Source organism: Flavobacterium sp. TMP13, assembly GCF_050847115.1.
Classification (GTDB): Bacteria; Bacteroidota; Bacteroidia; order Flavobacteriales; family Flavobacteriaceae; genus Flavobacterium.
In genome coordinates this window covers 164,713-190,890 of record NZ_CP193656.1, presented here as the reverse complement: position 1 = coordinate 190,890, position 26,178 = coordinate 164,713, and the positions used below count along the sequence as shown (strand labels likewise).

Below are 26,178 nucleotides of genomic sequence, written 5' to 3'. Positions count from 1 at the left end.
AAACACAGTATAATATGAAAGTTACCATTGTTGGAGCAGGAAACGTAGGAGCAACTTGTGCAGACGTTATTTCGTATAGAGGAATTGCAAGTGAAGTAGTATTATTAGATATCAAAGAAGGTTTTGCACAAGGAAAAGCTTTAGATATCATGCAATGTGCTACAAATACTGGTTTTAATACAAAAGTTACAGGAGTTACAAATGATTATACCAAAACCGCAGGAAGTGCAGTAGTAGTAATTACTTCAGGAATTCCAAGAAAGCCAGGAATGACTCGTGAAGAGCTTATTGGTATCAATGCAGGAATTGTGAAGTCGGTAGTGGAGAGTGTTTTACAACATTCACCAGATGCTATTATAGTGGTAGTTTCTAATCCAATGGATACCATGACTTATTTAGCTTTAAAAGCAACAGGATTACCAAAAAATAGAATAATTGGTATGGGTGGAGCTTTAGATAGTTCTCGATTTAGAACCTACTTATCTTTAGCTTTAGATAAACCATCAAATGATGTTTCTGCTATGGTTATTGGTGGACATGGTGATACAACTATGATTCCTTTAACTAGACTGGCGTCATACAACGGTATTCCGGTTACACAATTTTTATCAGAAGATGTTTTGCAAAAAGTAGCTGCTGATACTATGGTAGGTGGAGCAACATTAACAGGACTATTAGGTACTTCTGCTTGGTATGCGCCAGGAGCTTCAGTTGCATTTTTAGTGGATAGTATTTTGAACGATCAAAAGAAAATGATTGCTTGTTCAGTAATGGTAGATGGAGAGTATGGCGAAAGCGATATTTGCATTGGTGTTCCATGTATTATTGGTAGAAACGGAGTGGAAGAGATCGTTGAAATTGAATTAAACGAACAAGAAAAAGCGCTTTTCGCAAAAAGTGCAGTAGCAGTTCGCAACATGAATGAAGCATTAAAAGACATATTGGCGTAATATTTTAGGCCTTAATTTAAAAAGACTGCAAAATAGCAGTCTTTTTTTTGATATTAATTAAAAAATTAATTGGTTAATATTTTCGTTAATTATATATTTGCTCGGTTCAAAAAAAATCATGAGATTAGCGGCCTTGTTTTTTAAGAAATTTTACTAGCTTAAGGCTAGTGTTCTAAAGGAATTAAAAACAGTAACAAACACAAAACATAATTAATTTTTAGTAATAATGCAGAATAAAGGACTTATTAAATTTTTCGCAATTCTATTTGCATTGGTAAGTATTTACCAATTATCCTTCACTTTTATGGCTAGTAAAGTCAAAGGTGATGCAAAATCTTTCGCAGCAGGAAACTCTGATAAAGAATTAAAATATTTAGATTCTATTAGTAAAGAAAAAGTTTTTAGTCTTGGATTTACTGATTTTACTTACGACGAGGTAAAAGACAAGCAAATTAACAAAGGTCTTGACTTAGAAGGAGGAATTAATGTAATTCTTCAGATTTCTGTAAAAGATGTTTTAAAAGGATTATCAAATAATTCTAAAAACCCAGTTTTTAATAAGTCATTAGCAGATGCTACTACTAATTTAAAAGGGAATCAAACGTATTTAGATGCTTTTTTCGATGCTTTTGAAGCCAATTCAAAAGGAACAGTAAAATTAGCTTCTCCAGATATCTTTGCAAACAGAAGTTTACAAGGTGAAGGTGGAATCGATTTTCAAATGACAGATGCACAAGCTAAAGTTGTTATCAAAAGAAAAGTTGATGAGTCGGTAGAAAGTGCTTTTGGAGTATTAAGAAAACGTATCGATAAATTTGGTGTTTCACAACCAAATATCCAAAAATTAGGAGAAACAGGTAGAATCTTGGTTGAATTACCGGGAGCAAAAGATGTAGATAGAATTAAAAAACTATTGCAAAGTACGGCTCAATTAGAATTTTGGGAAACATACAAAATTGAAGATATGGGTAATTTCTTAATGGCTGCAAACGACGCCTTAAAGAAAACCGAAATCAAAAAAACAGAAACTAAAACTGTTGCAAAAGATTCTTTGAGTGATTTGTTAACTGGAGGAAAAGATTCAGCGAATGCTGCAACAGGAAATAATCCTTTATTTGATAAATTAATTGGTCAAGGTGGTGGTCCTGTTTTAGGATTATTTGCTCCTAAGGATACAGCAACAATCAACGGTTATTTAAAAAGAGCAGACATTAAAGTTTTATTGCCTGCAGACTTACATTATGCAAAATTTGTTTGGGGTAAACCAACAAAATTGAGCGATGCTAAAGGAAAACAAATTGAAGCAGTTGAATTATATGCTTTAAAAGGAAACAGAAACAATGAAGCTGCGATGAGCGGTGGAGTAGTTACAGATGCAAAAGATACTTTTGATCAGATGGGTAAACCAGCTGTGTCAATGCAAATGAACAGCCAAGGTGCCAAATCTTGGGAAGAATTAACCGGTAGAGCTTATTCTCAAAAAAGCAATATCGCAATTGTTTTAGATGATATCGTTTATTCTGCGCCTGGAGTTTCTAGTGGTCCAATTTCTGGAGGTAGATCTGAAATTTCTGGAGTGTTTGATGTAACAGAAACAAAAGATTTAGCAAACGTTTTACGAGCAGGTAAATTACCAGCTGCAGCAGATATTGTACAATCAGAAGTGGTAGGACCATCTTTGGGTCAAGAAGCAATTGATAATGGAACAAATTCAGCGTTGATCGGGTTGCTTTTAGTATCCCTTTGGATGATGATTTACTACGGTAAAGCAGGTTGGTATGCTAATATTGCATTAGCGGTTAACTTACTTTTCTTATTCGGAATTTTAGCAAGTTTAGGTGCGGTTCTTACTTTGCCTGGTATTGCTGGTATCGTATTAACGATGGGTACTGCGGTAGATGCAAATATTATTATATTTGAACGTGCAAAAGAAGAATTACGTCTTGGTAAAACACTAGACGAATCGGTAAAAATCTCCTATAGTTGGAGAGGTGCAATGTCATCTATTACAGATGCCAACGTAACGCACATTTTAACTGGAGCCGTTTTATTTATCTTCGGATCTGGACCAATTAAAGGTTTTGCTACAACATTATTGATCGGTATTATTACCTCTTTATTTACTTCTATTTTTATCGCTAGAATTTTCATTGATAGAAATATAAATAAAAAGAACGATTTAACTTTTGTTACGTCAGTAACTAAAAATTGGTTTACAAACTTCAATTTTGATTTCCTTGGAGTTAAAAAATGGACATACAGTTTCTCTGTAATTATTGTAATTTTAAGTTTAGTTTCTATTTTTACTAATGGTTTTGACCAAGGTGTTGATTTTGTTGGAGGTAGAACTTTCCAAGTTCGTTTTGAAAAACCAGTTAAAGCTGAAGAAATTAAAGATGAACTAGTTGCTGTTTTTGGAAGTGTAGAAGCGAAAGTTTTTGGTAGCGACAATCAGTTAAAGATTACTACGAAATACAAAGTAGAAGAGCACGGAATCGAAGCTGACGAAGAAGTTAATAAATTAATGTACGAAACATTAAAACATCACTATGCTACAGGTTTAACTTACGATCAATTTATCAACTCATACAGTGGTAAAAAAGTAGGTATTTTACAAGCATCTAAAGTAGGACCAACAGTTGCAGAAGATATTAAAACCAATGCATATTGGGCAGTCCTTGGAGCTATGATTATAGTAGGTCTATACTTAGTTATCAGTTTTAGAAAATGGCAGTACAGTTTGGGAGCTATCGCAGCAGTTGCGCATGATGTTATCTTTGTATTAGGAATTTATTCTTTCTGTTACAAATTCATGCCATTCGGAATGGAGATTGACCAACACTTTATTGCAGCAATTTTAACTGTTATTGGGTACTCGATGAATGATACCGTGATTGTGTTTGACAGAGTTCGTGAATATTTAGCAGGAAACATGAAAGGTTCATTTGCTGATATCGTGAACTCGGCTATTAATACAACGATGTCAAGAACGATAAATACGTCATTAACAATGATTATCGTATTATTGATCATGTTTGTTTTCGGTGGAGAATCAATTAGAGGATTTATTTTCGCGATGCTAATTGGTATCGTCGTAGGAACCTACTCTTCATTATTTATTGCAACGCCGGTATTAGTGGACACGATTTCAGAAGACGCAAAACACGTTGTTGAAGATCATCACAACGAGTTGAAAGCATAATTTCAAAAGATATATTGCATACAAAAGGGATTCAGCGTAAGTTGAATCCCTTTTTTTTGTTTTGCAACTTCCATTTTCTAATTTATAATATGTTAGGACCAACAGTTTGCTGAATCTTTTATGCCTGCAAAAACAGTCAAAAAAGGATTTCACTTCCATCAATGTTAAGTTAGTTCTTTTGGTACTTTTAAGCACGAGTTGATTGGTTTCTTTGTAGTTATCACATCTCTACCAAAGGTGCTTTACCATCCATCTATGAAGTAAAATAAGCTATTTCTTTTATTATAATCATCACGAAGTCGCAATCTCCAATGGTATTTCTTTAAAGTTCTATTTCTTGGCTTTACTATTCAGTACGATCTCAAGTCTACTTAATTAACCTAGTCCTTCTGATGAAAGAATATTCTCGGGGAAAATATCCGTTAATTTTTCGTCTATTTGATCTTGATTATTTGTTTAACCACCTTATTTTTAATGCTTTGCTAGTTCTGTAAAGCTAAACTTTTCACAAGTAGTTCCGAAACATTTTTACTTTATAATCTTTAAAACGATAATTATATAATGCCAATTAGACGTAAAAAATCCGAAACCACTTATAAACGGTTTCGGATTTCTGTATTAATAGTAGTGTTTAATGCTTCATTAAAGGTCTCTAGGAATGTTATTAGCGCGAATCATAAAGTAGATACCTACAATAATAAACGGGATGCTTAGCCATTGTCCTGTCGAGAATATGCCTAATTCATTCTCAAATCCGCCTTGACTTTCTTTTACAAATTCAACTATGAATCGAACGACAAATAATAACACTAAAAACAAACCAAATAAAAATCCTGATTTTTGTCTGATATTAGTTTTCCAGTATAGAAAAAATAACAGAGCGAATACAAAAATATAACAAAATGCTTCATACAATTGTGTCGGATGTTTTGCTGGCACTTGTTCTAATAGCGAAAAGAATTTCGGATCATTAGCTATGGCACTATAAGCCGCCTTAGGATTTGGAATTTGAGTAGCATTGACTGCTTCGCTTGGATTAAATTGATCGTGTAAAAATCGAATTCCAAATACCGAATCTGTTTGTTTTCCTATAATTTCAGAGTTGAAGAAATTTCCCAAACGAACAAAAACAGCTCCACTTGAAACAGGGATTACAATACGATCTAGAATCCACAGTAAAGGGCGTTTCAATATTTTTTTACTAAAATAGTACATTGCAACAATTACAGAAATGGCAGCTCCATGGCTCGCTAATCCTTGGTATCCAGTAAATTCAAACTTTGGTGAGAAGCGGAAGGGTAAGAAGATTTCCGCAATGTTATTTCTAAAGTATTCCCAGTCATAAAAAAAGACATGACCCAAACGAGCTCCAATTAAGGTGGCTAGAACAGACCAAATGAAGAGCGAGTCTAATTTTTCAACCGATTCGCCTTCTCGAACAAATATCTGCTTCATAATGTACCACCCTAGTCCAAACGCGATTACAAACATTAGGCTGTAGTAGCGAATCATAAAAAAGCCTAAATCTATTCCTTCAGAAGGGTTCCAAACCATGTGTAAAGCTGTATTCATTAAGTAAAATATTTTGTTGTATTGTAAAAATAGAACTTTAAAATAAAGTATATCGTTAAATAAAGTTAATGTTTTGAATCTGCTTTTTTCTCTGGAACGGGGTCATACCCTTTTCCGCCCCAAGGATTGCAGCGAACAATTCGTTTGAGTCCTAAATAACCACCGTAAAACAAACCGTGGTTTTGTAAAGAGCCAATCATATAACTAGAACAAGTAGGCTCGAAGCGACAGACCGAAGGTGTAAAAGGAGAAATAGCGACTTGGTAAAAACGCACCAATAGTACAAAGGGATAAATTAGAATTTTTGATACCATAAAAGGAGAGTGTTTGGTTTTCATTCTATCAATAGCTAATGCAATCAAACTTTATTGGTCTAACTGAATAAAGCGAAATTAGTTAACGCTAAATGTAGTTCCTTCTTTACCGTCTTTTAATTGAATTCCTAAGCCAATCAATTGATCTCTAATTTGGTCAGAAAGAGCAAAGTTTTTATCTGATCGAGCTTGATTTCGCATCCCGATAAGCATGTCAACCATTCCTTCTAATTTGTCAGTTGTTGCATCGGATGCTTTTTCATCTTTCAATCCCAAGACATCAAAAACAAAAGCATGTATGGTTTTGGTGAAGTCCGCTAAATCGTCAGCAGTTATCGTTTCTTTGCCTTCATTTAGTAAATTGATATATCTAACGGCATCAAATAATTGCGCAATCAAGATCGGCGAATTAAAATCATCATTCATCGCATCGTAACACGCTTGCTTCCATTCCGCTAATGGGAATGAGGTAACTGTAGTTGGAGAAATAGTTGGTAATGTTGCAAGGGCTTCCATTAAACGTTTGTATCCTTTTTCGGCTGCAACAATCGCATCATCAGAAAAATCTAATACGCTGCGATAATGTGCTTGTAGCATGAAAAAACGAGTAACTGAGGCAGAAAATGGCTTACTTAAAATAGAATTTTTTCCTGATAAAATCTCACCTGGAAGAATATTATTTCCAGTAGATTTCGCCATCTTTTTACCGTTTAAAGTTAGCATATTAGCGTGCATCCAGTAATTTACAGGTGTCTGACCGGTACAAGCTTCATTTTGTGCAATTTCGCACTCGTGGTGCGGAAATTTTAAATCTAATCCACCGCCGTGTATGTCAAAGTGGTTTCCAAGATATTTGGTGCTCATTGCAGTACACTCTAAGTGCCAACCAGGAAAACCATCACTCCAAGGCGAAGGCCAGCGCATAATATGTTGCGGCTCTGCTTTTTTCCATAAAGCAAAGTCTTGTGGATTTTTTTTATCCGATTGACCGTCCAAATCGCGCGTATTCGTTAACATATCCTCAAGATTACGTCCACTTAAAATACCGTATTTTTTGGTTTCGTTGTATTTTTTTACATCAAAATAAACCGAACCGTTAGATTCGTACCCGATTCCTGTAGCTATAATTTTTTTAATGATTTCAATTTGTTCTATGATATGTCCAGTTGCCGTAGGTTCAATACTTGGAGGTAAAAAATTGAAAGCTTTTAAAATTTCATGAAAGTCAACGGTATATCGCTGGACCACTTCCATAGGTTCCAACTGCTCTAAACGCGCTTTTTTTGCGATCTTATCTTCACCTTCGTCTACGTCATCAACAATGTGGCCGACGTCGGTAATGTTGCGAACATAACGAACTTTATAATCGAGATGTAAGAAGTATCTAAAAATTACGTCAAAAGACATAAACGTACGCACATTTCCTAAGTGTACATTGCTGTACACAGTGGGGCCACAAACATACATTCCAATATTTCCTTCATGTACAGGAGTAAAAACTTCTTTTTCGCCCGACAGTGAATTGTATATTTTTAAGTGTTGAGTGGTATATAATGGCATGTTTATGTTTTGTTTGACTTTAAATCGAATGTTTAGACTCGATTACTAAGGATAAAAAATAATCGTTTTGTAGGTTTTTAGAACTTCGTCTCTAATTTGATATAATCTAAAAATTCACGTCTAGTTTGCGCCTCTTTAAATTTACCACCAAATTCAGAGGTAACAGTACTACTTTCGATGTCTTTAATTCCTCTAGAATTTACGCATAGGTGTTTGGCATCAATGACACAAGCAACATCTTCTGTACCTAATGCTTGTTGTAATTCCTGAACAATTTGCATCGTTAAACGCTCTTGAACTTGCGGTCTTTTACTATAATGTTCAACAATTCGGTTCATTTTTGAAAGTCCAATTACTCGGCCTTTTGAGATATAAGCTACGTGAGCTCTACCAATTATTGGTAATAAATGGTGCTCGCAAGTTGAATAAAGTGTAATGTTTTTTTCTACCAACATTTCACCATATTTGTAATTATTTTCAAAAGTAGAAGCTCTTGGTTTCTTAAGCGGATTTAATCCACCAAATATTTCTTTAACGAACATTTTAGCTACTCTATTGGGAGTCCCTTTAATGCTGTCATCGTTCAAATCCATTCCTAGAGTTTGCAGAATGTTTTCGACGTCTTTTTTTATTTTTTCTATTTTTTCATCATCAGATAAGTCAAAAGCGTCTTCTCTAACTGGGTTTTGTGCGTTGGTGGCAATGTGATTGTCACCTATTTCATCTGAAAAATCGTTAGCGTTTATCATTAAAAATCAATTATTGTGGGTATCTATTTTAAGCGTGTAAAGGTAATTAATTAATAGGAAACATTAGTCTCCCTATTTACTTTTAATACTTGTTTAAGCTTTGAAATAAGTTTTTTAGCGTGATTATTTAATCTAAGCTAAAAAAGGCAATAACTTTTAAGTGTTATTGCCTTTGTATAAGTTTGAAATTACTACTTTTTGGTGTAGACTAATAAAGCTTCTTTTAAAACAGTAACCGCTTTTTTTAATTCCTCTCTATCCAATACGTAGGCAATCCTAATTTGATTCATTCCCATCCCTGGTGTCGAATAAAATCCAGACGCAGGAGCAACCATCACGGTTTCTCCATTGTAATCGTAACTTTCTAGTAACCACTTTGCAAAATGTTCTGCATCGTCAATTGGCAATTGTACGATACAGTAAAAAGCTCCTTTTGGCTTGGTAACGACTAAACCTTCAATTTTATCCAACTCAGTTATTAACGTGTTGCGTCTTTGTCTGTACTCATCAACTACTTTTTCAAAATATCCATCTGCAGTGTCTATCGCTGCCTCACAAGCAATTTGCTCAATGGTTGGAGGACTTAGGCGAGCCTGCGCAAACTTTAAAACTGTAGCAATTATTTCTTTATTTTTAGAAACCAGACAACCAATACGTGCGCCACACATACTGTATCGTTTCGAAACGGAATCAATCATTATGACATTGGGCTCTACATCTTTTAAATTCATTACAGAATGGTGAACATCACCATCATAAGTAAATTCACGATAGACTTCGTCTGCAATTAAAAACAAATTGTATTTTTTGACTAAAGTAGCCAATTGTAGCATTTCCTTTTCAGAATACAAATAACCAGTTGGATTTCCCGGATTACAAATTAAAATAGCTTTTGTCTTCGGTGTAATTAAATCATCAATTGTATCAAAACTTGGTAAAGCAAATCCACTTTCAATTGAAGAAGTCAAAGGTACTATGGTAGCGCCTGTGGATGTAGCAAAAGCATTGTAATTGGCGTAGAAAGGTTCCGGAATAATGATTTCGTCGCCTGGGTCTGTAATAGCCGCTAATGCAAATAGCAATGCTTCTGAACCGCCGGTAGTGATTAGAATATCTTCAAAATTTACGTTTACATCTTGTGATTGATAGAGAGTTGCAAGTTTCCGTCTGTAACTTTCATAACCTGCAGAAGGACTGTATTCAATAATATCTCCATCAAAATTTCTAATGGCAGCAAGCGCTTTTTCAGGTGTCTTAATATCGGGTTGGCCTATATTTAAATGATACACTTTAAGACCTTTTTCTATCGCAATATCAGCGTAAGGAGCAAGTTTTCGTATCGGCGACTCTGGCATGTTTTTGCCTTTCTTTGAAATTGTTAGCATTTTAGAATTTTTGAAGTGCAAATTTGCGTATTTTTTCCCAAATTAACACCAGTTTTATTGATATGTGTAATTTTGTGTCAATTAGTGATATTTTTAGTAATTTTATAAGAAATGACCAAAATCAAAACGTTTTTTTGTCTCTTTTTTTTATTATCAGCAACAACAACTTTAGTTGCACAAGAAAATTTTATCCTGCCTAAACAGCAAGATAAAGCTATTATTCCTTTTAAGCTAATTAATAATCTGGTTTTTATTCCGATAAAAGTAAACGGAGTAGAGCTCAATTTCTTATTAGATTCGGGTGTAGTTGAAACAATTTTGTTCAGCCTAGAAGATAAAAAAGAGGTCAGTTTTTTTAATTCTGAAAAAATAAAATTAAAAGGTTTAGGTAGTGACGAATCTATAGAGGGTTTAAAATCGACTAACAATATTTTAGAAACGCACGGCTTAATGTCTAAAAATCACACGATTTTTATCATTCTTGATCAATCTTTTAATTTGGCAGCACACATCGGCATTCCCGTAAATGGTATTATTGGTTATAAATTGTTTCAAGATAATGTGGTTGAAATCGATTATCAAAAAAGAAAGATTTATGTCTATACTAACGATGCAAAAGTTAAAGCTAGAAAACTCTTGAAATTTGATAAAATTCCGATTACGATTGAAAGATCGAAGCCGTATTTAGTTGCAGATATTTCGGTAAATGAGAGGCAGCGGAAGTCAAAATTATTAATAGACATTGGTAACAGTGATGCTATTTGGTTGTTTCAAAATGACAGTTTACTATTGCCTGCTAAAAAGTTTGAAGATTTTTTAGGTAAAGGCTTTAGTGGTGATGTTTTAGGATATCGCGCCAAAATTGCTCAGTTTAAAATTGGAGATTTTGAGTTCAATAAACCCATAACCGCATTTCCTGACACAGCTTCTGTGCGAAATGTTAATATGGTTTTGGATCGTGTAGGTTCTGTCGGCGGAGAAATTTTATATCGTTTTACCGTGATACTAGATTATCAAAAAGAATTATTGTATTTGAAAAAGAACAGTAATTTTAAAAAACCATTTCAGTACAACCATAGCGGGATTGCCGTTCAACACAACGGTTTGCAGTGGATCAAAGAGACTGTAGGTTTAAAAGCTCCTGCAGCTGCTTATGTTGCAGAAGAAGAATCAAAAAGTAAAACAATTAATTTTAAGTATGAATTTAAATTAAAGCCAATTTTTGAAATAGCCTCTATTCGAAAAAATTCTTCTGCCGAGAAAGTAGGACTGCGATCAGGAGATATTATTTTAAGCATTAATAATCAAAGTATTCATCGCTTTAATTTGCAACAAATCAACAACCTTTTAAAATCTGAAGGGGGTAAATACATTGTTATGGAAGTAGAACGGAACAATAGAACTCTGAAATTTAAATTTGAATTAATTGATGAGCTCTAAAATAAAAAAAAGCCTCTTGATTATCAAGAGGCTTTTTTAGTTTTAGTTAACCACTTCGCCTTTAATTTTTAAAGCTACTCGGCCTTCGGGACAGTTTGTAGCATTCGACTCCACCGTAATAGTTTTTCTAATGGGACCGGGAGCCATATTGTACTTGATTTCAATTTTGCTTGATTTTCCTGGCATAATTCCAACTGACGGATGAGAAACAATCGTTATACCACTAGTAGATTGTACCGATGTAATCATTAAAGGTGCATCTCCAGTATTGGTAAATTCAAAAGAACGAATGCCGTTGTCTCTACTTTTTTCCACTTTTCCGTAATCAATTGTATTGTCTGAGGCAGCAAAACTAATCTTCGGATTATTTTGAGCAAATCCTATGGCGCTAACAAGTAAAATTGTTAGTAATGTGACTGCTTTTTTCATCATTTTTAATTTTGTAGGTTATTTAGTAAATGTACTTTGTTTTAATTAATACACAATTTATTAATTCTCTTTTTATAGTGTACTTTAATTATTTACTTTTGCTAACAGTATAAATTACAAAAATCAAACCAAATATTTTTTGGTTCTAAACCGTTGCTTTTTTATGAGTATTCCAGCACAATTTGACGCTAAAACTATCGAGAATAAATGGTACGACTATTGGATGAAAAATAATTATTTCCATTCAAAACCGGACCATAGAACACCATATACCATTGTAATTCCTCCGCCAAACGTTACGGGAGTTTTACACATGGGACACATGCTAAACAATACCATTCAAGATGTTTTAATACGCAGAGCACGTTTAAAAGGATTTAATGCTTGTTGGGTTCCAGGAACCGATCATGCCTCTATTGCGACCGAAGCCAAAGTGGTAGCGAAATTAAAATCGGAAGGAATTAACAAGAATGACTTAACTCGTGAAGAGTTTCTGAAGCACGCTTGGGATTGGACCGATAAGTATGGAGGTGTAATTTTAGAGCAACTTAAAAAATTAGGCGCTTCTTGCGATTGGGAACGTACAAAGTTTACTATGGATCCTGACATGTCGGCATCTGTTATTAAATCTTTTGTTGATTTGTATAATAAAGGATTGATTTACCGTGGATACCGTATGGTAAACTGGGATCCAGAAGCAAAAACAACTTTGTCTGATGAAGAGGTTATATATGAAGAACAAAACGGGAAGTTGTATTTTCTGAATTATAGAATTGAAGGTTCGGAAGAATTTTTAACTATTGCAACAACACGTCCTGAAACTATTTTTGGAGACACAGCTATTTGTGTCAATCCAAACGACGAGCGTTTTGTGCATTTGAAAGGCAAAAATGCAATTGTGCCAATTTGTGGTCGTATCATTCCGATTATCGAAGATGAGTATGTAGATATTGAATTTGGTACAGGTTGTTTGAAAGTGACCCCTGCACACGATATGAATGATAAAGCACTAGGAGAAAAGCACAATCTTGAAATCGTTGATATTTTTAATGAAGATGCTACATTAAACAGTTTTGGCTTGCATTATCAAGGAAAAGACCGTTTTGTAGTTCGTGACGAAATAGCCAAAGAGTTAGAAGAAATTGGCGCTTTGGCAAAAACCGAGATCCACTTAAACAAAGTAGGGACTTCAGAAAGAACTAAAGCGGTAATCGAGCCAAGATTATCAGATCAGTGGTTTTTGAAAATGGAAGACTTAGTTAAGCCTGCAATAAAATCGGTACTAGAAGATGGTGCCATAAAATTACATCCAGCACGTTTTAATAATACCTATGCACACTGGCTGAACAATATTCGCGATTGGAATATCTCTCGCCAATTGTGGTGGGGACAACAAATTCCTGCGTATTTCTATGGCGATGGAAAAGAAGATTTTGTCGTGGCTGAAAATATAGAAGACGCTTTGGTTATAGCTAAAGAAAAAACGGCAAACTCAAATCTTACCACTGCAGACTTACGACAAGATGTGGACGCTTTAGATACTTGGTTTTCTTCTTGGTTGTGGCCAATGTCTGTTTTTGGAGGAATAATGGATCCAGAAAGCGAAGATTTTAAATACTATTATCCCACAAATGATTTAGTAACTGGTCCAGATATTTTATTTTTCTGGGTAGCGCGAATGATTATTGCAGGATACGAATACACTGATAAAAAACCATTTACTAATGTGTATTTAACTGGTTTGGTTCGCGACAAGCAGCGTCGTAAAATGTCTAAATCATTAGGTAACTCTCCTGATCCATTAGATTTAATCGAAAAATTTGGAGCTGATGGAGTTCGTGTTGGTTTATTGTTGAGCGCATCCGCAGGAAACGACATTATGTTTGATGAAGAACTATGCAACCAAGGAAAAGGATTTACCAATAAAATATGGAATGCCTTTAAATTGATAAAGGGCTGGGAAGTTTCGGAAACGATTCCGCAGCCAGAATCATCAAAAGTAGCGGTTGAATGGTATGAAGCTAAATTGCAACAAACTTTAATTGAAATTGAAGACAACTTCGAAAAGTACAGAATTTCAGAAGCTTTAATGGGAATTTATAAATTGGTTTGGGACGATTTCTGCTCTTGGTTTTTAGAAATGATTAAACCGGCTTACCAACAACCCATTGATAAAATCACTTTTGATAAGGCGATTGAGATGCTCGAAAACAATCTAAAATTATTGCATCCGTTCATGCCTTTCTTAACCGAAGAAATTTGGCAGCACATTGCTGTAAGAACGGCTGAAGAAGCATTAATTGTTTCTACTTGGCCAGAAATAAAACCTTTTAATGCCAGTTTAATTGCTGATTTTGAGTCGACTATCGAAGTAATTTCTGGAATTAGAACCATTCGTAAAGACAAGAACATACCTTTTAAAGATGCAATCGAGTTGAAAGCAATCAATAACGATAAGGTGTCGACTTATTTTGATACTATTGTAACTAAATTAGGAAATATTTCGAACTTTGAATATGTTGCAGATAAAGTTGATGGCGCACTTTCTTTCAGAGTAAAATCAAACGAATATTTCATTCCGATTTCTGGAAGTATTGACGTAGAGGCTGAAATTGCAAAGTTGAACGCTGAGTTGATTTACACACAAGGTTTCTTAAAAGCGGTTCAATCAAAATTAGCAAATGAAAAATTTGTTGCCGGTGCACCAGAAAAAGTGCTGGCCAACGAAAGACAAAAAGAATCGGATGCTTTAGCAAAAATTGCTACAATTGAGCAAAGTTTAGCCGGATTAAAATAAGCAAATTAAAATATTGGTTTAAATACAAAACCCGACCTCTTTTATAATGGTCGGGTTTCTTTTTTTAGTTTCCTCTATTTCTTGATTTTAAGATCAAAAACAAAGGATAGGAAATAAGCACCATTGCTAGAATGATAACAAAGCTTTTAGTGTCACTATAAATAAACCCGAGTAATAAAGCGATAGAAACAATAATTACAATGATAGTGCTCCATGGATACCAAATAGAACGATAGGGTCTCGGTAAATTGGGTTCTTTAGTTCTTAATTTCAAAAGAGAGAAGTAAGCTAATAGCCAAACAATTATAGACGTAAAGGCAGCAAATGAAAATAAAACTTCAAAAGAACCCATAAAAATCAGACACAAACTAAATAAAGATGAAACTAAAAGAGCCACAATTGGCGTTCCGCCTTTATTAACTAACGTCCCTTTTGTAGTAAAAAAACCATCTCTACTTAATCCGTATAAAATTCGTGGAGGAATCATCATAAAAGCATTTAAGATACTCAGTAGAGAAAAAATAGAAATTACAGTGACAATTATTGCCCCTTTTTTTCCAAATATAATATTAGCTACGTCTCCAGCAGCAAGGTTTGATTCTGCTAAAGTCTCTACTGGTAAAACATAAAAAAAAGCAATATTTAATAAAGTATAAATCGCGATTACTAGTATAATACCACTATATAAAGAACGCGGAATATCTTTACTTGGGTTGTCGTTTTCTTCTGCAAAAAAGCAAACATTATTCCAACCATTGTAGGTGCCGATGATGAGTTGTAATGATTTAAATAACCCAAACAGTAATCCAATTTGAAAAAAAGAATTGTCTTTTTGGATAGGAGGAAGCTTAGCACCAGAATACAAGAAACAAGCGATAACCAAAGCGACAAAACAAATAACTTTTATAAAACTTGTTATCTTTTGAATAGAGCTACCATTTTTTACACCACTCAAATGTATTAGAACAAAAATTAGTAATAGCGCAATCGAGATTTCAGCCGAATAATTGTACAGTTGAGGAAATAAAATAATAAGATATTCGCTAATGACAATGCAATAAAACGCTGGCGGAATTGCATTGGTTATATAATCAAACCAGCCAGACAAAAAACCAGCATACTCACCAAAAGCTCTTTTGATGTAATTATAGGAACCTCCGGCTTTAGGCAACATGGTCGCTAGTTCTGCGTAGGAGTTAGCACCAATTAAAACAAATATTCCGCCAAAAACCCACGAAGCAATAATAAGCCAATAGTTTTCTAACAGACCGGCTATTGTTCCAGGAGTTCTTAAAATTCCAACTCCAATAGTTCCGCCAATTAGCATCGCAATATTAAAACTTAGCCCTAATGTTTTGCGCAATTGGTTCTTGTTAGTAATGGCCATTATTTGATTTTATTTTAATGAAGCTATAAATTTGAGTTTGCAAAAGTAACTATCTTCTACGTTCTTTTGCAAAATAAAAGCTTTGGACTTATTTAATTCAAAAAAAATAAAATTTAGATTTTATATCTCAGTATTGCCATAATCTGTCGTGGCGCAATTGGGTTTGCGCTGTAATTTTCGTGAATAGTGTAATTCAACTCATTGGTACTGTTAGATAATTTACATAAAAGCGAGAATTTTTGCCAGTCGTAACCAGCAGATACATCTAGAGTAACGTAGTTATCAACAGCAATTATCTGATACAGCAAACAAAAAGGAAGCATTATTGTACTATCGTTCATTTTTAACAACATCTCTAAAACTTTCAGAGTTTTCGTAAGAATATCTAAAGCTTATTGATTTATATTTTTAATCCTTTATTTGATAATCTGTTTTATGAATTAAAACAGAATTTAACCCGTGGTATCTTTTCCATTTTAAAAAGCTACTTCGAATTTTTTTTCATCTTCGTTTACGCTTGACTTGTATGCGCTATAGAAATAAAAAGTTTTTTTGAATTATTTTAATAAAAAAACCTGCACCAAATTATTTGGATGCAGGTTGTATTTGAGGTTATATTTTATGAAAGTTTGAATTATTTTTTTATCAGAGTAAATTCTTCACTACTTTCTTTTCCTTGTTGTTTACCCGAAATTAAGGCAACAATTGAAGTTGGGCTTTTTTTGATGTACGTTATTTTTTGAGGATATTCATTGTTTTTATTTTCAAAAACCAACGTATTTTCAGTCAAAGAAACCAACGGAAATGAAATGGGCTCATCGTCGTTTTCTCCCTTAATTATCGTTTGGTACATTAATTTTTCATTTTTTTCACTCAATACGATACTTTCATGATGAACCGTGTCTTTAGTATTATTTATAAAATGCGATTTTCCGCTGAAGGTACTGTCATTTATCTTTTTCCAAGACTCAGACAACACACCAAATTCGGTTTGAGTTTCCCAGTTTCCAATAAGCCATTCTACTTTTTTTATTTCATTCTGATCAAATGAAACTTCTTTTTGGCAAGCCACGACAAGTACTGACAATGCAAGCCATGAAACTGTTTTTTTCATATTTTTTCGGAGTTAATTCAATAACGAAAACCAGAGCAAATGTAGAAAAAATAGTAATAGTGTTTCTTTTTAGTTTATCCAAAAATTAAAAATAAAACCAGTCAGTAATTTGATCGATCTATGGTGTGATTTAGAGGTTTTACGATTAGAATTACTGATGTAGAATAAGTTCAATTTATATAAATTATTGAATTTGTAAGTCGAATTTAAAGGCTTTCAAGCAAAATGGCGTGCACCAATTCTTTGGTCGGTTTTTGATCTTTTATTTTTGCGCGAACGACATCAAAAGTCACTTTAAATTCACAGCCTGTTTTGTAGTTGCTGCAGCCGTAAGCCGTTTTTCCTTTAAGAATTGTTCCTTTTTTGCACTTTGGACAGCTCAATTGATCTGGCGTTACTTTAGCTACAGACTTTTTTGGTTCTAGTACAAGTTCAAAATTTTCATCAAATCGAAGCAGACCTTCTACAGCACCATTTTTGGTTTTAAAATCTTTTAAATTTACCGTCGACCCTTTTTGAAGCAATCTCAAATATTGGTTTTCGGATATTTTCTTTTCTGCAAAAGTATAAGGAAGTACAAATGTGCAACCTAATTTGTAATTGCCACAACCATAAGCAGCCTTGCCTTTGATCAGCGTATTTTTTTGACATTTGGGACAAACTTCGGCCAAAATTCCGGCTGCTTTCTTTTTCTCCACTTTAGCAACTTCTTTTTTACTAGTTCCGGCATGGGAAATATTAGCATGTCTGGTTTCGCTTCGTACTTCCAAAACTAATGCTTCAATCATTGCTTTCATATTTTTAATGAAAGCGCCAGCGGTAAAGGTGCCCTTTTCGATATCTTTCAATTGTTTCTCCCAAGAACCTGTAAGTTCGGCCGACTTGATCAATTCATTTTGAATGGTTTCTATAAGTTGAATTCCAGTTGGCGTTGGTAGAACTTGTTTTTTGTTTCGAACGGTATATTGCCGTTTGAATAGCGTTTCTATTATATTCGCTCGAGTTGACGGACGACCAATGCCATTTTCTTTCATTAACTCACGCAAATCTTCATCGTCGATTTGTTTTCCAGCCGTTTCCATAGCACGCAATAAGGTCGCTTCTGTAAACTGATTCGGTGGTTTGGTTTCTTTTTCTAAAAACGATGGTTCGTGAGGACCTTTCTCTCCGACAACAAAACTGGGTAGCAAATCGGCTTCTTTTTCTTTGGCGTTTGGATCTTCAAAAACGACACGGAATCCTTTTTTTAAGATTTCTTTTCCTGTAGTTTTAAAAGTAACATCGGCAGCTTTACCAATTACAGTAGTATTTGCGACCAAACAATCATCGTAAAAAACTGCAATAAAGCGTTTTGTGATTATATCATAAACTTGCTGCTGATTGTACTGCAAATTACTTTGCACACCCGTTGGAATAATCGCGTGGTGATCCGTTACTTTTTTATCATTAAAAACCTTCGCAGATTTTTTTATTTTTTTCTGTAAAAGCGGTGCTGTAAGTTGGGCATAATTAGTCAAATTTTTCAGAATACCAGCAACTTTGGGATACACATCATTGGGTAAAAATGTGGTATCTACTCTGGGATAAGTGACCACTTTTTGTTCATATAATGTTTGTACAATTTTAAGTGTTTCATCTGCAGAGAATCCAAATTTGGTATTGCAATACACTTGTAATCCAGTTAAATCAAATAACTTAGGTGCATATTCATTTCCGTTTTTTTTGTCAACGGAAATAATTTCGAATTCACTTTCTTTGACTTTATTGGCCAAAAGAGCGCCGTCTTCTTTATTTAAAAAACGACCTTCTTCATAGCTAAAAAGTGTTTCTCTATATAAAGTTTGTAATTCCCAATAGGGTTGGGGTCTAAAATTTTCGATTTCCTTGAAACGTTCCACCACCATCGCGAGCGTTGGTGTCTGAACGCGACCAATAGACAGCACTTGTTTGTAACCGCCATGTTTGACCGTGTACAAACGCGTGGCATTCATACCCAATAGCCAGTCGCCGATCGCTCTAGAAAAACCGGCGTAGTATAGATTATCGTAATTGGCCGATGGTTTTAAGTTTTGAAAACCTTCCTTTATCGCTTCAGTTGTTAGCGAAGAGATCCACAAGCGTTGCACTTCTCCTTTGTATTTGGCTTCGTTCATCACCCATCTTTGGATGAGTTCTCCTTCTTGTCCAGCATCCCCGCAGTTGATGACCAAATCTGCTTTGTCAAATAGCTTTTTGATAATTTTAAATTGCTTTTCGATGCCTGCATTTGGAACCACTTTGGTTTCAAATTTTTCTGGAAGCATGGGTAAGTTATTCAAATCCCAGCTTTTCCAATGTGGCTTGTAATCATTCGGTTCCTTAAGGGTACACAAATGTCCAAAAGTATAGGTAACTACATAACCGTTGCCTTCGTAATAGCCATCGTGTTTGGTATTTGCGCCCAAAACGGATGCAATTTCGCGTGCTACACTTGGTTTTTCGGCAATACAGACCTTCATTTTTTTCGTTTAAATTTGAAGTTGCAAATTAAGAATTTAGAAATTGGTATGGAAACTTTTGTTGAGAGGGGAAATGTTATTTAGCTTTAAAAGTAAATGATAACAAAAGGGCGAAAGAATTACAGTTTTAAGGGTGTAAAATAGTAGTAAATAAGGCAGCAAATGCAATGCCTTATCTCTATCATTCTCGACCACGCAGAAATATCTCGGAGTAGATTGACAACGTTACTTATAATATCAATTTTTAAAACTTATTTATAAATGCCTTGCAAAGTTAGAAGACTTTGCAAGGCATTTAAAATTTAAATATTTGATTATTGTAGAATCAAATATTTAGTAAAAACAACGATCAAGAAGTATACATTTAAAAAATAACTGTACCAGTACAACCAGATTAAATTTGATAATTTTTTGTAAAAAATTACTGTTGTGCAGGAATATAAATATCAAATTTTGCGCCCTGATTTGTTTGTCCTTCACCAGTAATAATTCCATTATGATTTTCAACTATTTTTCTTGCGATAGTTAGTCCAATTCCAGTTCCAGGATATTCTTTCTTATCGTGCAGACGCTGAAAAATTTCAAAAATTCTGTCTTGATATTGATTTTCAAATCCAATTCCATTGTCGCTTATCGTAATGTGGTAATGGTCTGCCTTTAGTTTAAAATCAGAATTACTGTTGGTGTCGTATTTGATAAAATTGCTTTTAATAGCTATTTGCGGCTTTTGTCCTGGAATAGAAAATTTGAGTGAATTGCTAACTAAATTTTGGACCAATTGGCGAAACTGAAACGGAATGATATTTACCTCGCACAAGTTTTGAATGTCTATGTCGGCGTCTTTATCAAGTAAGTCTTCTTTTAACATTTCTAGCGCTTCACGCACTACTTCGTTTAGATCACTAACGATAAATTTTCGTTGCGTTGTATTGGTTCTAGAATAGGCAAGTAGGTCATTGATGAGTGTTTGCATATGCAATGCAGAAAGTTTTGTTCTTTCGACATAATATTTACCCATGGCAGATAAATTATCATATTCTTCGACAAAAATTCTTCCAGAGAAAGATTGAATTTTTCGCAACGGCTCTTGTAAATCGTGGCTAGAGATATAGGTAAAGGATTGAATTTCTTTATGTGCAATTAACAATTCGTTCGCTCTTTTTTCTTTCTCCTTATTTTGAAACTTAAGTTCTTTATTGGCAATAGCTAATTCGTTAGCTCGCTGTTGCTTTTCTTGATTTTGATAAGCTAGTTCTTGATTTGCAATGATCAATTCAGCGGCGCGTTTTTCTTTTTCTTGATTTTGAAATGCTAGTTCTTTATTTGCAATGACTAGTTCAGCTGCACGATTTTCCTTTTCGTTGTTTTGAAACTCAAGTTCAGTGTTAGCGACAATTAATTCTTCTGCACGTTTTTGCTTTTCTTGATTTTGGTAGGCTAATTCTTTATTTGCAATGATTAATTCCGCTGCACGATTTTCCTTTTCTTTGTTTTGAAATTCCAGTTCCGTGTTCGCAACAATTAATTCTTCTGCGCGTTTTTGCTTTTCTTGATTTTGGTAAGCCAACTCTTGGTTTGCAATGAGTAATTCGGCTGCCCGATTTTCCTTTTCTTTATTTTGAAACTCAAGCTCAGTATTTGCTACAATTAATTCTTCTGCGCGTTTTTGCTTTTCCTGATTTTGGTAGGCTAGCTCTTGATTCGCAATGATTAACTCGGCTGCACGATTTTCCTTTTCTTTATTTTGAAATTCCAGTTCCGTGTTAGCTACAATTAATTCTTCTGCTCGCCTTTGCTTTTCTTCATTTTGGTAGGCTAGTTCTTGGTTTGCAATGATTAATTCGGCTGCACGATTTTCCTTCTCTCGGTTTTGTAACTTGAGTTCGGTATTCGCTACAATTAATTCTTCTGCACGTTTTTGCTTTTCCTGATTTTGGAAGGCTAATTCTTGATTTGCAATGATTAATTCGGCTGCGCGCTTTTCCTTTTCTTTATTTTGAAATTTTATTTCGGTGTTTGCTACAATTAATTCTTCAGCTCTTTTCTGCTTTTCTTGATTTTGATAGGCTAACTCTTTATTGGCAATGATCAATTCAGCGGCGCGATTTTCTTTTTCGCTATTTTGCAACGCAAGTTCAGCATTAGCGATAACTAATTCTGCTTCTCGCTTTTTTGTCTCAATAATTTGTAATGCTAAATTTTTATTAGCAATTAGTAATTCAGCAGCCTGATTATCGTTAGTATCAGTATCAATAGCATTCATTTTAGACATAGAAACAATTTTTAAAAGGATGTCAAAGGTAGTATAAGTCGTTCCGTTATTTTTATATTTATTTTCGAAAAATGACGTACTGAATTTTAAGTATAATTACTTGTTAATTATAGCGTTATAGTTAAAATATTAGGTATCTATTTGTTTAGAAATACGTTTTCTATTGCTGATTAGGATAGTTATAAATCAAAATACTACTTGATAAAATAGTTCTTTTATAGCATTTAAAAACCCTCAACTTTAAGAAAGACCTATAGCCCTGATAGCAACGGTATCCTTTTTATTCGTTTTTTTTGCGAATAAAAAGATACAAGTGGATAGCAGGATCTAGCTCCTAAAAAATTGGAAACTTGAAACTTAAATCTTTTAATAAAAATTTTGTAATTTTGCACTCCAATAAAGGAAATAAAGATGTTAGATAGACTTCAGATAGTAAAGCAACGTTTTGACGAAATTTCGGATTTGATTATTCAGCCCGATGTTATTTCAGATCAAAAACGTTACGTACAGTTGAACCAAGAATATAAAAACTTGAAAGCATTGGCTGGAAAGCGCGATGAATATGTGCTATTAATGGCAAATATTGAGGAGGCAAACGAAATAATTTCAGATGGTAGTGATGCTGATATGGTGGAGATGGCCAAAATGCAGATGGATGAAGCCAAAGATCGATTGCCAGAATTGGAAGAGGAAATAAAGTTTTTGTTGATTCCGAAGGATCCAGAGGATGCAAAAAATGTTATGGTTGAAATTCGCGCCGGAACAGGTGGGGATGAAGCAAGTATTTTTGCAGGAGATTTGTTTCGTATGTATACAAAATATTGCGAAAACCAAGGTTGGAGAACCTCCGTGGTAGACATGAATGAAGGAACTTCAGGTGGCTTTAAAGAGGTTATTTTTGAAGTTACTGGTGAAGATGTTTACGGAACTTTAAAGTTTGAGGCAGGAGTTCACCGCGTGCAGCGTGTACCGCAAACCGAAACGCAAGGTCGTGTGCATACCTCGGCGGCTACTGTAATGGTTTTGCCAGAAGCAGAAGAGTTTGATATACAGATTGACATGAACGATGTTCGTGTTGACTTTTTCTGTTCGTCAGGTCCTGGTGGACAATCGGTGAATACAACCAAATCGGCGGTTCGTTTAACGCACATTCCGACTGGTTTAGTGGCGCAATGTCAAGATCAAAAATCGCAACATAAAAATAAAGACAAAGCTTTAGGCGTTTTGCGTTCTCGTTTGTACGAGCAGGAATTGGCCAAAAAAGAAGCAGAAGATGCGACCAAAAGAACGTCGCAAGTTAGCTCGGGTGACCGTTCTGCAAAAATTCGTACCTATAATTATGCGCAAGGTCGTGTAACGGATCACCGCATTGGATTAACCTTATACGATTTGGGAAATATCATGAATGGTGATATTCATAAAATTGTAAGCGAACTTCAGTTGGTGAACAATACCGAAAAATTAAAAGAAGCTAGCGAAGTATTTTAAAAACATCGCTTTTGAATCATTAAAAAATCTTAATTAGTACACATTAATTAAGATTTTTTTTATGCCTTATAATTTTAAGTGCATTTAAAATACAATACAATAACAACCATTATAAACCAATTTAAACCTAACACATGAAAAGAACTTTACTACTAATGTGCTTCGTAGGAAGCTGTTTCGCTGCACAAGCACAATCGTACTTTGGATTTAGAGATGACGGTTATGCCGGAATACAGGCAGCATTGTTCAATCCTTCGGCTATTGTTGATTCTAAGTATAGGTCGGATATTACCCTTTTTTCGGTTAGTGGGAGCGGATCTAATGATTTGTATGGTGTGCAATTTGCTGACGTAATTGGCGGTGATTATGATTTTGAAAATCAAGCGAGTACAAACATTAAATTCACTAATAACGCGGTGATTAACCTAGATGTAATGGGGCCATCTTTTATGATGAATATCACACCTTTGCATAGTGTCGCTTTGTTTTCGAGAGTACGCTCGGTTACCAATTTTATCAATGTTAACGGAGAACTTATTGATGAACTGAATAACGACATCGAATTTTCTAATAACTTCCTAATTCAAGGCGGAAGTCCCAATGCGGTAACGAACTCTTGGGCCGAAATTGGTGCAAGCTATGCTACTGTTCTTTTAGATAAAGAAGATCACTTCATTAAAGGAGGTTTAACTTTAAAATATTTAATGGCAGGAATCAACGGCTACATTCAAGGAAATGAAATAGAAGTGGCTTTTAATAAAAATGAAGTTAATCCAAGTTTAAGCGAGTTTTATTCGACAGGAACTTTAAAAACAGCTGCGAGTTATGATTATGACAATGGTGACGATCCTAAATTTGACGCTTCTTCGGCAGGAATTGGTTTAGACTTGGGGTTTACTTATGAATACCGTACCTTCTGTCACACGTGTAAAGGGAACAGATATAAATTTAAAGCAGCTATGTCAGTAACTGATATTGGAAAATTAAATTATAAAAATGCTGTTGAAAATAGTTATGATCTAACCGGAAGAATTACGCAAGATGATATTGATGAGTCAGATGATATCTTTAAATTTTTTGACTCATATTATACCAAGGTAGCAACTAGAAAAGGGGTAAAGGCCAATTTACCTACTGCTTTTCATACCAATTTCGATTGGAATATTAACAACAAATTTTACTTGAATCTGAGCGGTGATTTTGACTTAGTAGATGCTGAAAAATTAAATGGTACAACTTTAGGAAATTCAGTTAGTTTTACGCCTCGGTTTGAAATTAGACAATTTAGCTTTTATGTTCCAATTACTTGGATGGAATACAGCGGAACGCAAGTAGGTACTGGATTTAGAGCTGGGCCATTATTTATAGGATCTGGTTCTATTATTTCGAACTTACTTTCGAATAATTCTAAAGCTTTTAATATGTATGTTGGCTTAAAAATTCCGGTATACCAAAATTATAAGTAGTTTTTCCTAATATAAAAGGGGCAATTTTCATTTGAAAATTGCCCCTTTTTTTGAGACTGATTTTAATACTACTTTTCAAGTATTAAAAATTATATAGTGAAGGTTATTAACGCACCAACCGTTTTAAAAAGAACGTATGATGGCATTAGATACCTAAAAATACTCGTGTGAATTCAAAAAAGTTAAAATAATTTGAATATATAGCGACGCCACTTTTGATTACTATTTCATTAATAGATTTCATGACTGTTGTTTTATTGGTTGATAACTAGCTAACAGAGCTCCTTTTAGTGGTCTACAGCTGTCTTTTTGGTAACAAAATTAGCAACGGCTAATTGAACCATGCTTCCTAAAAAGCGTTTAAAAGTACTTTGGGTTTTGCCAACAACAAGTTTGCTGCTCAAATATCCCGCTCCGATACTTAGCACTGTGCTTAAAATATCTTTGCTTCCACTACTTTTAATATTAAATTCACCTAGACCTTTTTTAATTAAACGCATTGGTTTAAGGCTTTCTTTGGTCAGTTGAATTTGATCTTTTAGTTCGTCCCATTCTTGTCCTTGGCGCAATTCTAAAAGTTTAATATCAATATTTAAATCGTCTATTGAATAATTTGGTCTCATAGTTTTCACTTTTTAGTTTTAAAAAAAATATTACTTTTCCTCTTGATCTTCTTTCAATAAAATAGATAAGATTAGCTGTCCGATTGGAACTCGCAACCAAGCTCTTCTATTTAGAAAAAGCAAAACAGTAATTAAAAAATAAAAACCTCCTACAACTAGGAATCCTAAAAAGGGTTCTCCCAATTCTTTTCCTATCCATAAACTTAAACCAATGCTCAAAAAGAAACTAAAAAACACTGCAAGAACGCCAATGGCAATATGAGAAGTCAATGATGACAGTGCATCAGCAGATTTAGACACCAATTTAAGTTTAATTAATTCTAAACTTGTTTTGGCATATGTTTCTGCCTTGTCAAAAAGCAATTCCGTTCTTGAAGTGTTAGTTTCCATTTTTGTGCATTTTAATGATAGTTCTTATTTTGTAATCAATTAGTTCGTAGCGTTTTTGATATCAGATCTTGCATCGCTGATGTCTTGACGAACGTCACTTTTTAATTCATTATATTTTGCTTTTCCGCTAGCTAGCATTTCTTTTCCATTTTCTGAAAGTGAACCTACAAATTCGTTCAATTTTTCTTTCAAATCTTCTGAGCAACCTTTACTTTTATCAGCGATTTTTTTTCTTGTTTTTGATCCTTTTTCAGGTGCAAACAAAACTCCTACTACTGCTCCAACTGCTGCTGCTCCTAATATTCCTAATAATGTGTTACTTGTTTTCATAATGTATTTATTTAGTGATTGTTATTAAATTTTTATTATTGTTTTTTCTATTTTTTAGATTTCGCGTCCTTTAATCAATCTGAATAGGATTGCAATAATTGCAATAACTAATAAGATATGAATAATACTTCCTAAGCTATAAACAAAGAACCCAAGAGCCCATAGAATAATTAGGATTACTGCTACTGTGTATAATAAGTTTGACATGATGT

General features: G+C 34.2%; 21 protein-coding genes. 6 read left to right on the top strand and 15 right to left on the bottom strand.

The window, feature by feature from the left end; all coding sequences use genetic code 11:
• The first annotated feature begins 14 nt into the window (after positions 1-14).
• Entirely contained in the window at positions 15-950 is a 936-nt protein-coding gene (gene mdh / locus ACRASX_RS00840; protein WP_432222104.1) for a malate dehydrogenase, read from the top strand.
• 226 nt (positions 951-1,176) lie between these two features.
• Positions 1,177-4,152: a protein translocase subunit SecDF gene (gene secDF / locus ACRASX_RS00835; protein WP_432222103.1), complete on the top strand. Its 2,976-nt coding sequence runs from the start codon at positions 1,177-1,179 to the stop codon at positions 4,150-4,152.
• A 642-nt stretch (positions 4,153-4,794) separates the two neighbouring features.
• On the opposite strand, the gene lgt is transcribed toward secDF, so the two are convergent.
• From lgt to ACRASX_RS00810, 5 genes are all read right to left on the bottom strand, one after another.
• On the bottom strand, positions 4,795-5,724 hold the full coding sequence (gene lgt / locus ACRASX_RS00830; RefSeq protein WP_432222102.1) for a prolipoprotein diacylglyceryl transferase: 930 nt from the start codon (positions 5,722-5,724) through the stop codon (positions 4,795-4,797).
• A gap of 65 nt (positions 5,725-5,789) precedes the next feature.
• Positions 5,790-6,038, bottom strand: coding sequence for a membrane protein insertion efficiency factor YidD (yidD, locus tag ACRASX_RS00825; RefSeq protein ID WP_432223103.1), 249 nt, complete (start codon positions 6,036-6,038; stop codon positions 5,790-5,792).
• A 78-nt stretch (positions 6,039-6,116) separates the two neighbouring features.
• The gene (gene cysS / locus ACRASX_RS00820) at positions 6,117-7,598 is read right to left on the bottom strand and encodes a cysteine--tRNA ligase (RefSeq protein ID WP_432222101.1); all 1,482 of its coding nucleotides are present in this window, start codon (positions 7,596-7,598) and stop codon (positions 6,117-6,119) included.
• A 77-nt stretch (positions 7,599-7,675) separates the two neighbouring features.
• Positions 7,676-8,347, bottom strand: a complete 672-nt coding sequence (gene folE, locus ACRASX_RS00815; RefSeq protein ID WP_432222100.1) for a GTP cyclohydrolase I FolE — start codon at positions 8,345-8,347, stop codon at positions 7,676-7,678.
• A 191-nt stretch (positions 8,348-8,538) separates the two neighbouring features.
• Positions 8,539-9,732, bottom strand: coding sequence for a pyridoxal phosphate-dependent aminotransferase (locus tag ACRASX_RS00810; RefSeq protein ID WP_432222099.1), 1,194 nt, complete (start codon positions 9,730-9,732; stop codon positions 8,539-8,541).
• 111 nt (positions 9,733-9,843) lie between these two features.
• Between ACRASX_RS00810 and ACRASX_RS00805 the strand changes: the two genes are divergently transcribed.
• Positions 9,844-11,172 (top strand): PDZ domain-containing protein, encoded by a 1,329-nt coding sequence (locus tag ACRASX_RS00805; protein ID WP_432222098.1) that lies wholly within the window; start codon positions 9,844-9,846, stop codon positions 11,170-11,172.
• A gap of 42 nt (positions 11,173-11,214) precedes the next feature.
• Here ACRASX_RS00805 and ACRASX_RS00800 read toward each other — a convergent pair whose 3' ends face one another.
• A complete protein-coding gene (locus ACRASX_RS00800; RefSeq protein ID WP_066309849.1) occupies positions 11,215-11,601 on the bottom strand; it encodes a DUF1573 domain-containing protein in 387 nt (128 codons plus the stop codon).
• A gap of 163 nt (positions 11,602-11,764) precedes the next feature.
• Between ACRASX_RS00800 and ACRASX_RS00795 the strand changes: the two genes are divergently transcribed.
• On the top strand, positions 11,765-14,398 hold the full coding sequence (locus tag ACRASX_RS00795; protein WP_432222097.1) for a valine--tRNA ligase: 2,634 nt from the start codon (positions 11,765-11,767) through the stop codon (positions 14,396-14,398).
• A gap of 64 nt (positions 14,399-14,462) precedes the next feature.
• Here ACRASX_RS00795 and ACRASX_RS00790 read toward each other — a convergent pair whose 3' ends face one another.
• From ACRASX_RS00790 to ACRASX_RS00770, 5 genes are all read right to left on the bottom strand, one after another.
• Positions 14,463-15,785, bottom strand: coding sequence for an APC family permease (locus ACRASX_RS00790; protein ID WP_432222096.1), 1,323 nt, complete (start codon positions 15,783-15,785; stop codon positions 14,463-14,465).
• 113 nt (positions 15,786-15,898) lie between these two features.
• Positions 15,899-16,126 carry a hypothetical protein gene (locus ACRASX_RS00785; protein WP_432222095.1) on the bottom strand — a complete coding sequence of 76 codons (228 nt, stop codon included), beginning with the start codon at positions 16,124-16,126 and terminating at the stop codon, positions 15,899-15,901.
• A 293-nt stretch (positions 16,127-16,419) separates the two neighbouring features.
• On the bottom strand, positions 16,420-16,899 hold the full coding sequence (locus ACRASX_RS00780; protein ID WP_432222094.1) for a DUF6265 family protein: 480 nt from the start codon (positions 16,897-16,899) through the stop codon (positions 16,420-16,422).
• A 206-nt stretch (positions 16,900-17,105) separates the two neighbouring features.
• Positions 17,106-19,397 carry a DNA topoisomerase 3 gene (locus ACRASX_RS00775; RefSeq protein ID WP_432222093.1) on the bottom strand — a complete coding sequence of 764 codons (2,292 nt, stop codon included), beginning with the start codon at positions 19,395-19,397 and terminating at the stop codon, positions 17,106-17,108.
• Between the two features lie 421 nt (positions 19,398-19,818).
• Positions 19,819-21,669, bottom strand: coding sequence for an ATP-binding protein (locus tag ACRASX_RS00770; protein ID WP_432222092.1), 1,851 nt, complete (start codon positions 21,667-21,669; stop codon positions 19,819-19,821).
• A 411-nt stretch (positions 21,670-22,080) separates the two neighbouring features.
• Between ACRASX_RS00770 and prfA the strand changes: the two genes are divergently transcribed.
• The gene (gene prfA / locus ACRASX_RS00765; protein WP_432222091.1) at positions 22,081-23,157 is read left to right on the top strand and encodes a peptide chain release factor 1; all 1,077 of its coding nucleotides are present in this window, start codon (positions 22,081-22,083) and stop codon (positions 23,155-23,157) included.
• 134 nt (positions 23,158-23,291) lie between these two features.
• A complete protein-coding gene (locus ACRASX_RS00760; RefSeq protein ID WP_432222090.1) occupies positions 23,292-24,623 on the top strand; it encodes a DUF5723 family protein in 1,332 nt (443 codons plus the stop codon).
• Between the two features lie 287 nt (positions 24,624-24,910).
• Here ACRASX_RS00760 and ACRASX_RS00755 read toward each other — a convergent pair whose 3' ends face one another.
• Genes ACRASX_RS00755 through ACRASX_RS00740 form a run of 4 tightly spaced genes read right to left on the bottom strand, consistent with a single transcriptional unit; the run spans position 24,911 to position 26,173 of the window.
• A complete protein-coding gene (locus ACRASX_RS00755) occupies positions 24,911-25,246 on the bottom strand; it encodes a hypothetical protein (RefSeq protein ID WP_066309828.1) in 336 nt (111 codons plus the stop codon).
• A gap of 30 nt (positions 25,247-25,276) precedes the next feature.
• Positions 25,277-25,636 carry a phage holin family protein gene (locus tag ACRASX_RS00750; protein WP_066309826.1) on the bottom strand — a complete coding sequence of 120 codons (360 nt, stop codon included), beginning with the start codon at positions 25,634-25,636 and terminating at the stop codon, positions 25,277-25,279.
• A 39-nt stretch (positions 25,637-25,675) separates the two neighbouring features.
• Entirely contained in the window at positions 25,676-25,966 is a 291-nt protein-coding gene (locus ACRASX_RS00745; RefSeq protein ID WP_432222089.1) for a YtxH domain-containing protein, read from the bottom strand.
• Positions 25,967-26,020: 54 nt separating this feature from the next.
• Positions 26,021-26,173: a lmo0937 family membrane protein gene (locus ACRASX_RS00740; protein WP_157492675.1), complete on the bottom strand. Its 153-nt coding sequence runs from the start codon at positions 26,171-26,173 to the stop codon at positions 26,021-26,023.
• Positions 26,174-26,178 lie beyond the last annotated feature (5 nt).

Coding starts and splice junctions, on each gene's coding strand:
- prfA (WP_432222091.1), top strand. CDS start 22,081: ATGTTAGATAGACTTCAGATAGTAAAGCAACGTTTTGACGAAATTTCG.
- secDF (WP_432222103.1), top strand. CDS start 1,177: ATGCAGAATAAAGGACTTATTAAATTTTTCGCAATTCTATTTGCATTG.
- ACRASX_RS00795 (WP_432222097.1), top strand. CDS start 11,765: ATGAGTATTCCAGCACAATTTGACGCTAAAACTATCGAGAATAAATGG.
- ACRASX_RS00750 (WP_066309826.1), bottom strand. CDS start 25,636: ATGGAAACTAACACTTCAAGAACGGAATTGCTTTTTGACAAGGCAGAA.
- ACRASX_RS00790 (WP_432222096.1), bottom strand. CDS start 15,785: ATGGCCATTACTAACAAGAACCAATTGCGCAAAACATTAGGGCTAAGT.
- ACRASX_RS00755 (WP_066309828.1), bottom strand. CDS start 25,246: ATGAGACCAAATTATTCAATAGACGATTTAAATATTGATATTAAACTT.
- cysS (WP_432222101.1), bottom strand. CDS start 7,598: ATGCCATTATATACCACTCAACACTTAAAAATATACAATTCACTGTCG.
- ACRASX_RS00740 (WP_157492675.1), bottom strand. CDS start 26,173: ATGTCAAACTTATTATACACAGTAGCAGTAATCCTAATTATTCTATGG.
- ACRASX_RS00800 (WP_066309849.1), bottom strand. CDS start 11,601: ATGAAAAAAGCAGTCACATTACTAACAATTTTACTTGTTAGCGCCATA.
- ACRASX_RS00805 (WP_432222098.1), top strand. CDS start 9,844: ATGACCAAAATCAAAACGTTTTTTTGTCTCTTTTTTTTATTATCAGCA.
- ACRASX_RS00775 (WP_432222093.1), bottom strand. CDS start 19,397: ATGAAGGTCTGTATTGCCGAAAAACCAAGTGTAGCACGCGAAATTGCA.
- ACRASX_RS00810 (WP_432222099.1), bottom strand. CDS start 9,732: ATGCTAACAATTTCAAAGAAAGGCAAAAACATGCCAGAGTCGCCGATA.
- ACRASX_RS00785 (WP_432222095.1), bottom strand. CDS start 16,126: ATGAACGATAGTACAATAATGCTTCCTTTTTGTTTGCTGTATCAGATA.
- lgt (WP_432222102.1), bottom strand. CDS start 5,724: ATGAATACAGCTTTACACATGGTTTGGAACCCTTCTGAAGGAATAGAT.
- ACRASX_RS00760 (WP_432222090.1), top strand. CDS start 23,292: ATGAAAAGAACTTTACTACTAATGTGCTTCGTAGGAAGCTGTTTCGCT.
- yidD (WP_432223103.1), bottom strand. CDS start 6,038: ATGGTATCAAAAATTCTAATTTATCCCTTTGTACTATTGGTGCGTTTT.
- ACRASX_RS00745 (WP_432222089.1), bottom strand. CDS start 25,966: ATGAAAACAAGTAACACATTATTAGGAATATTAGGAGCAGCAGCAGTT.
- mdh (WP_432222104.1), top strand. CDS start 15: ATGAAAGTTACCATTGTTGGAGCAGGAAACGTAGGAGCAACTTGTGCA.
- ACRASX_RS00770 (WP_432222092.1), bottom strand. CDS start 21,669: ATGTCTAAAATGAATGCTATTGATACTGATACTAACGATAATCAGGCT.
- ACRASX_RS00780 (WP_432222094.1), bottom strand. CDS start 16,899: ATGAAAAAAACAGTTTCATGGCTTGCATTGTCAGTACTTGTCGTGGCT.
- folE (WP_432222100.1), bottom strand. CDS start 8,347: ATGATAAACGCTAACGATTTTTCAGATGAAATAGGTGACAATCACATT.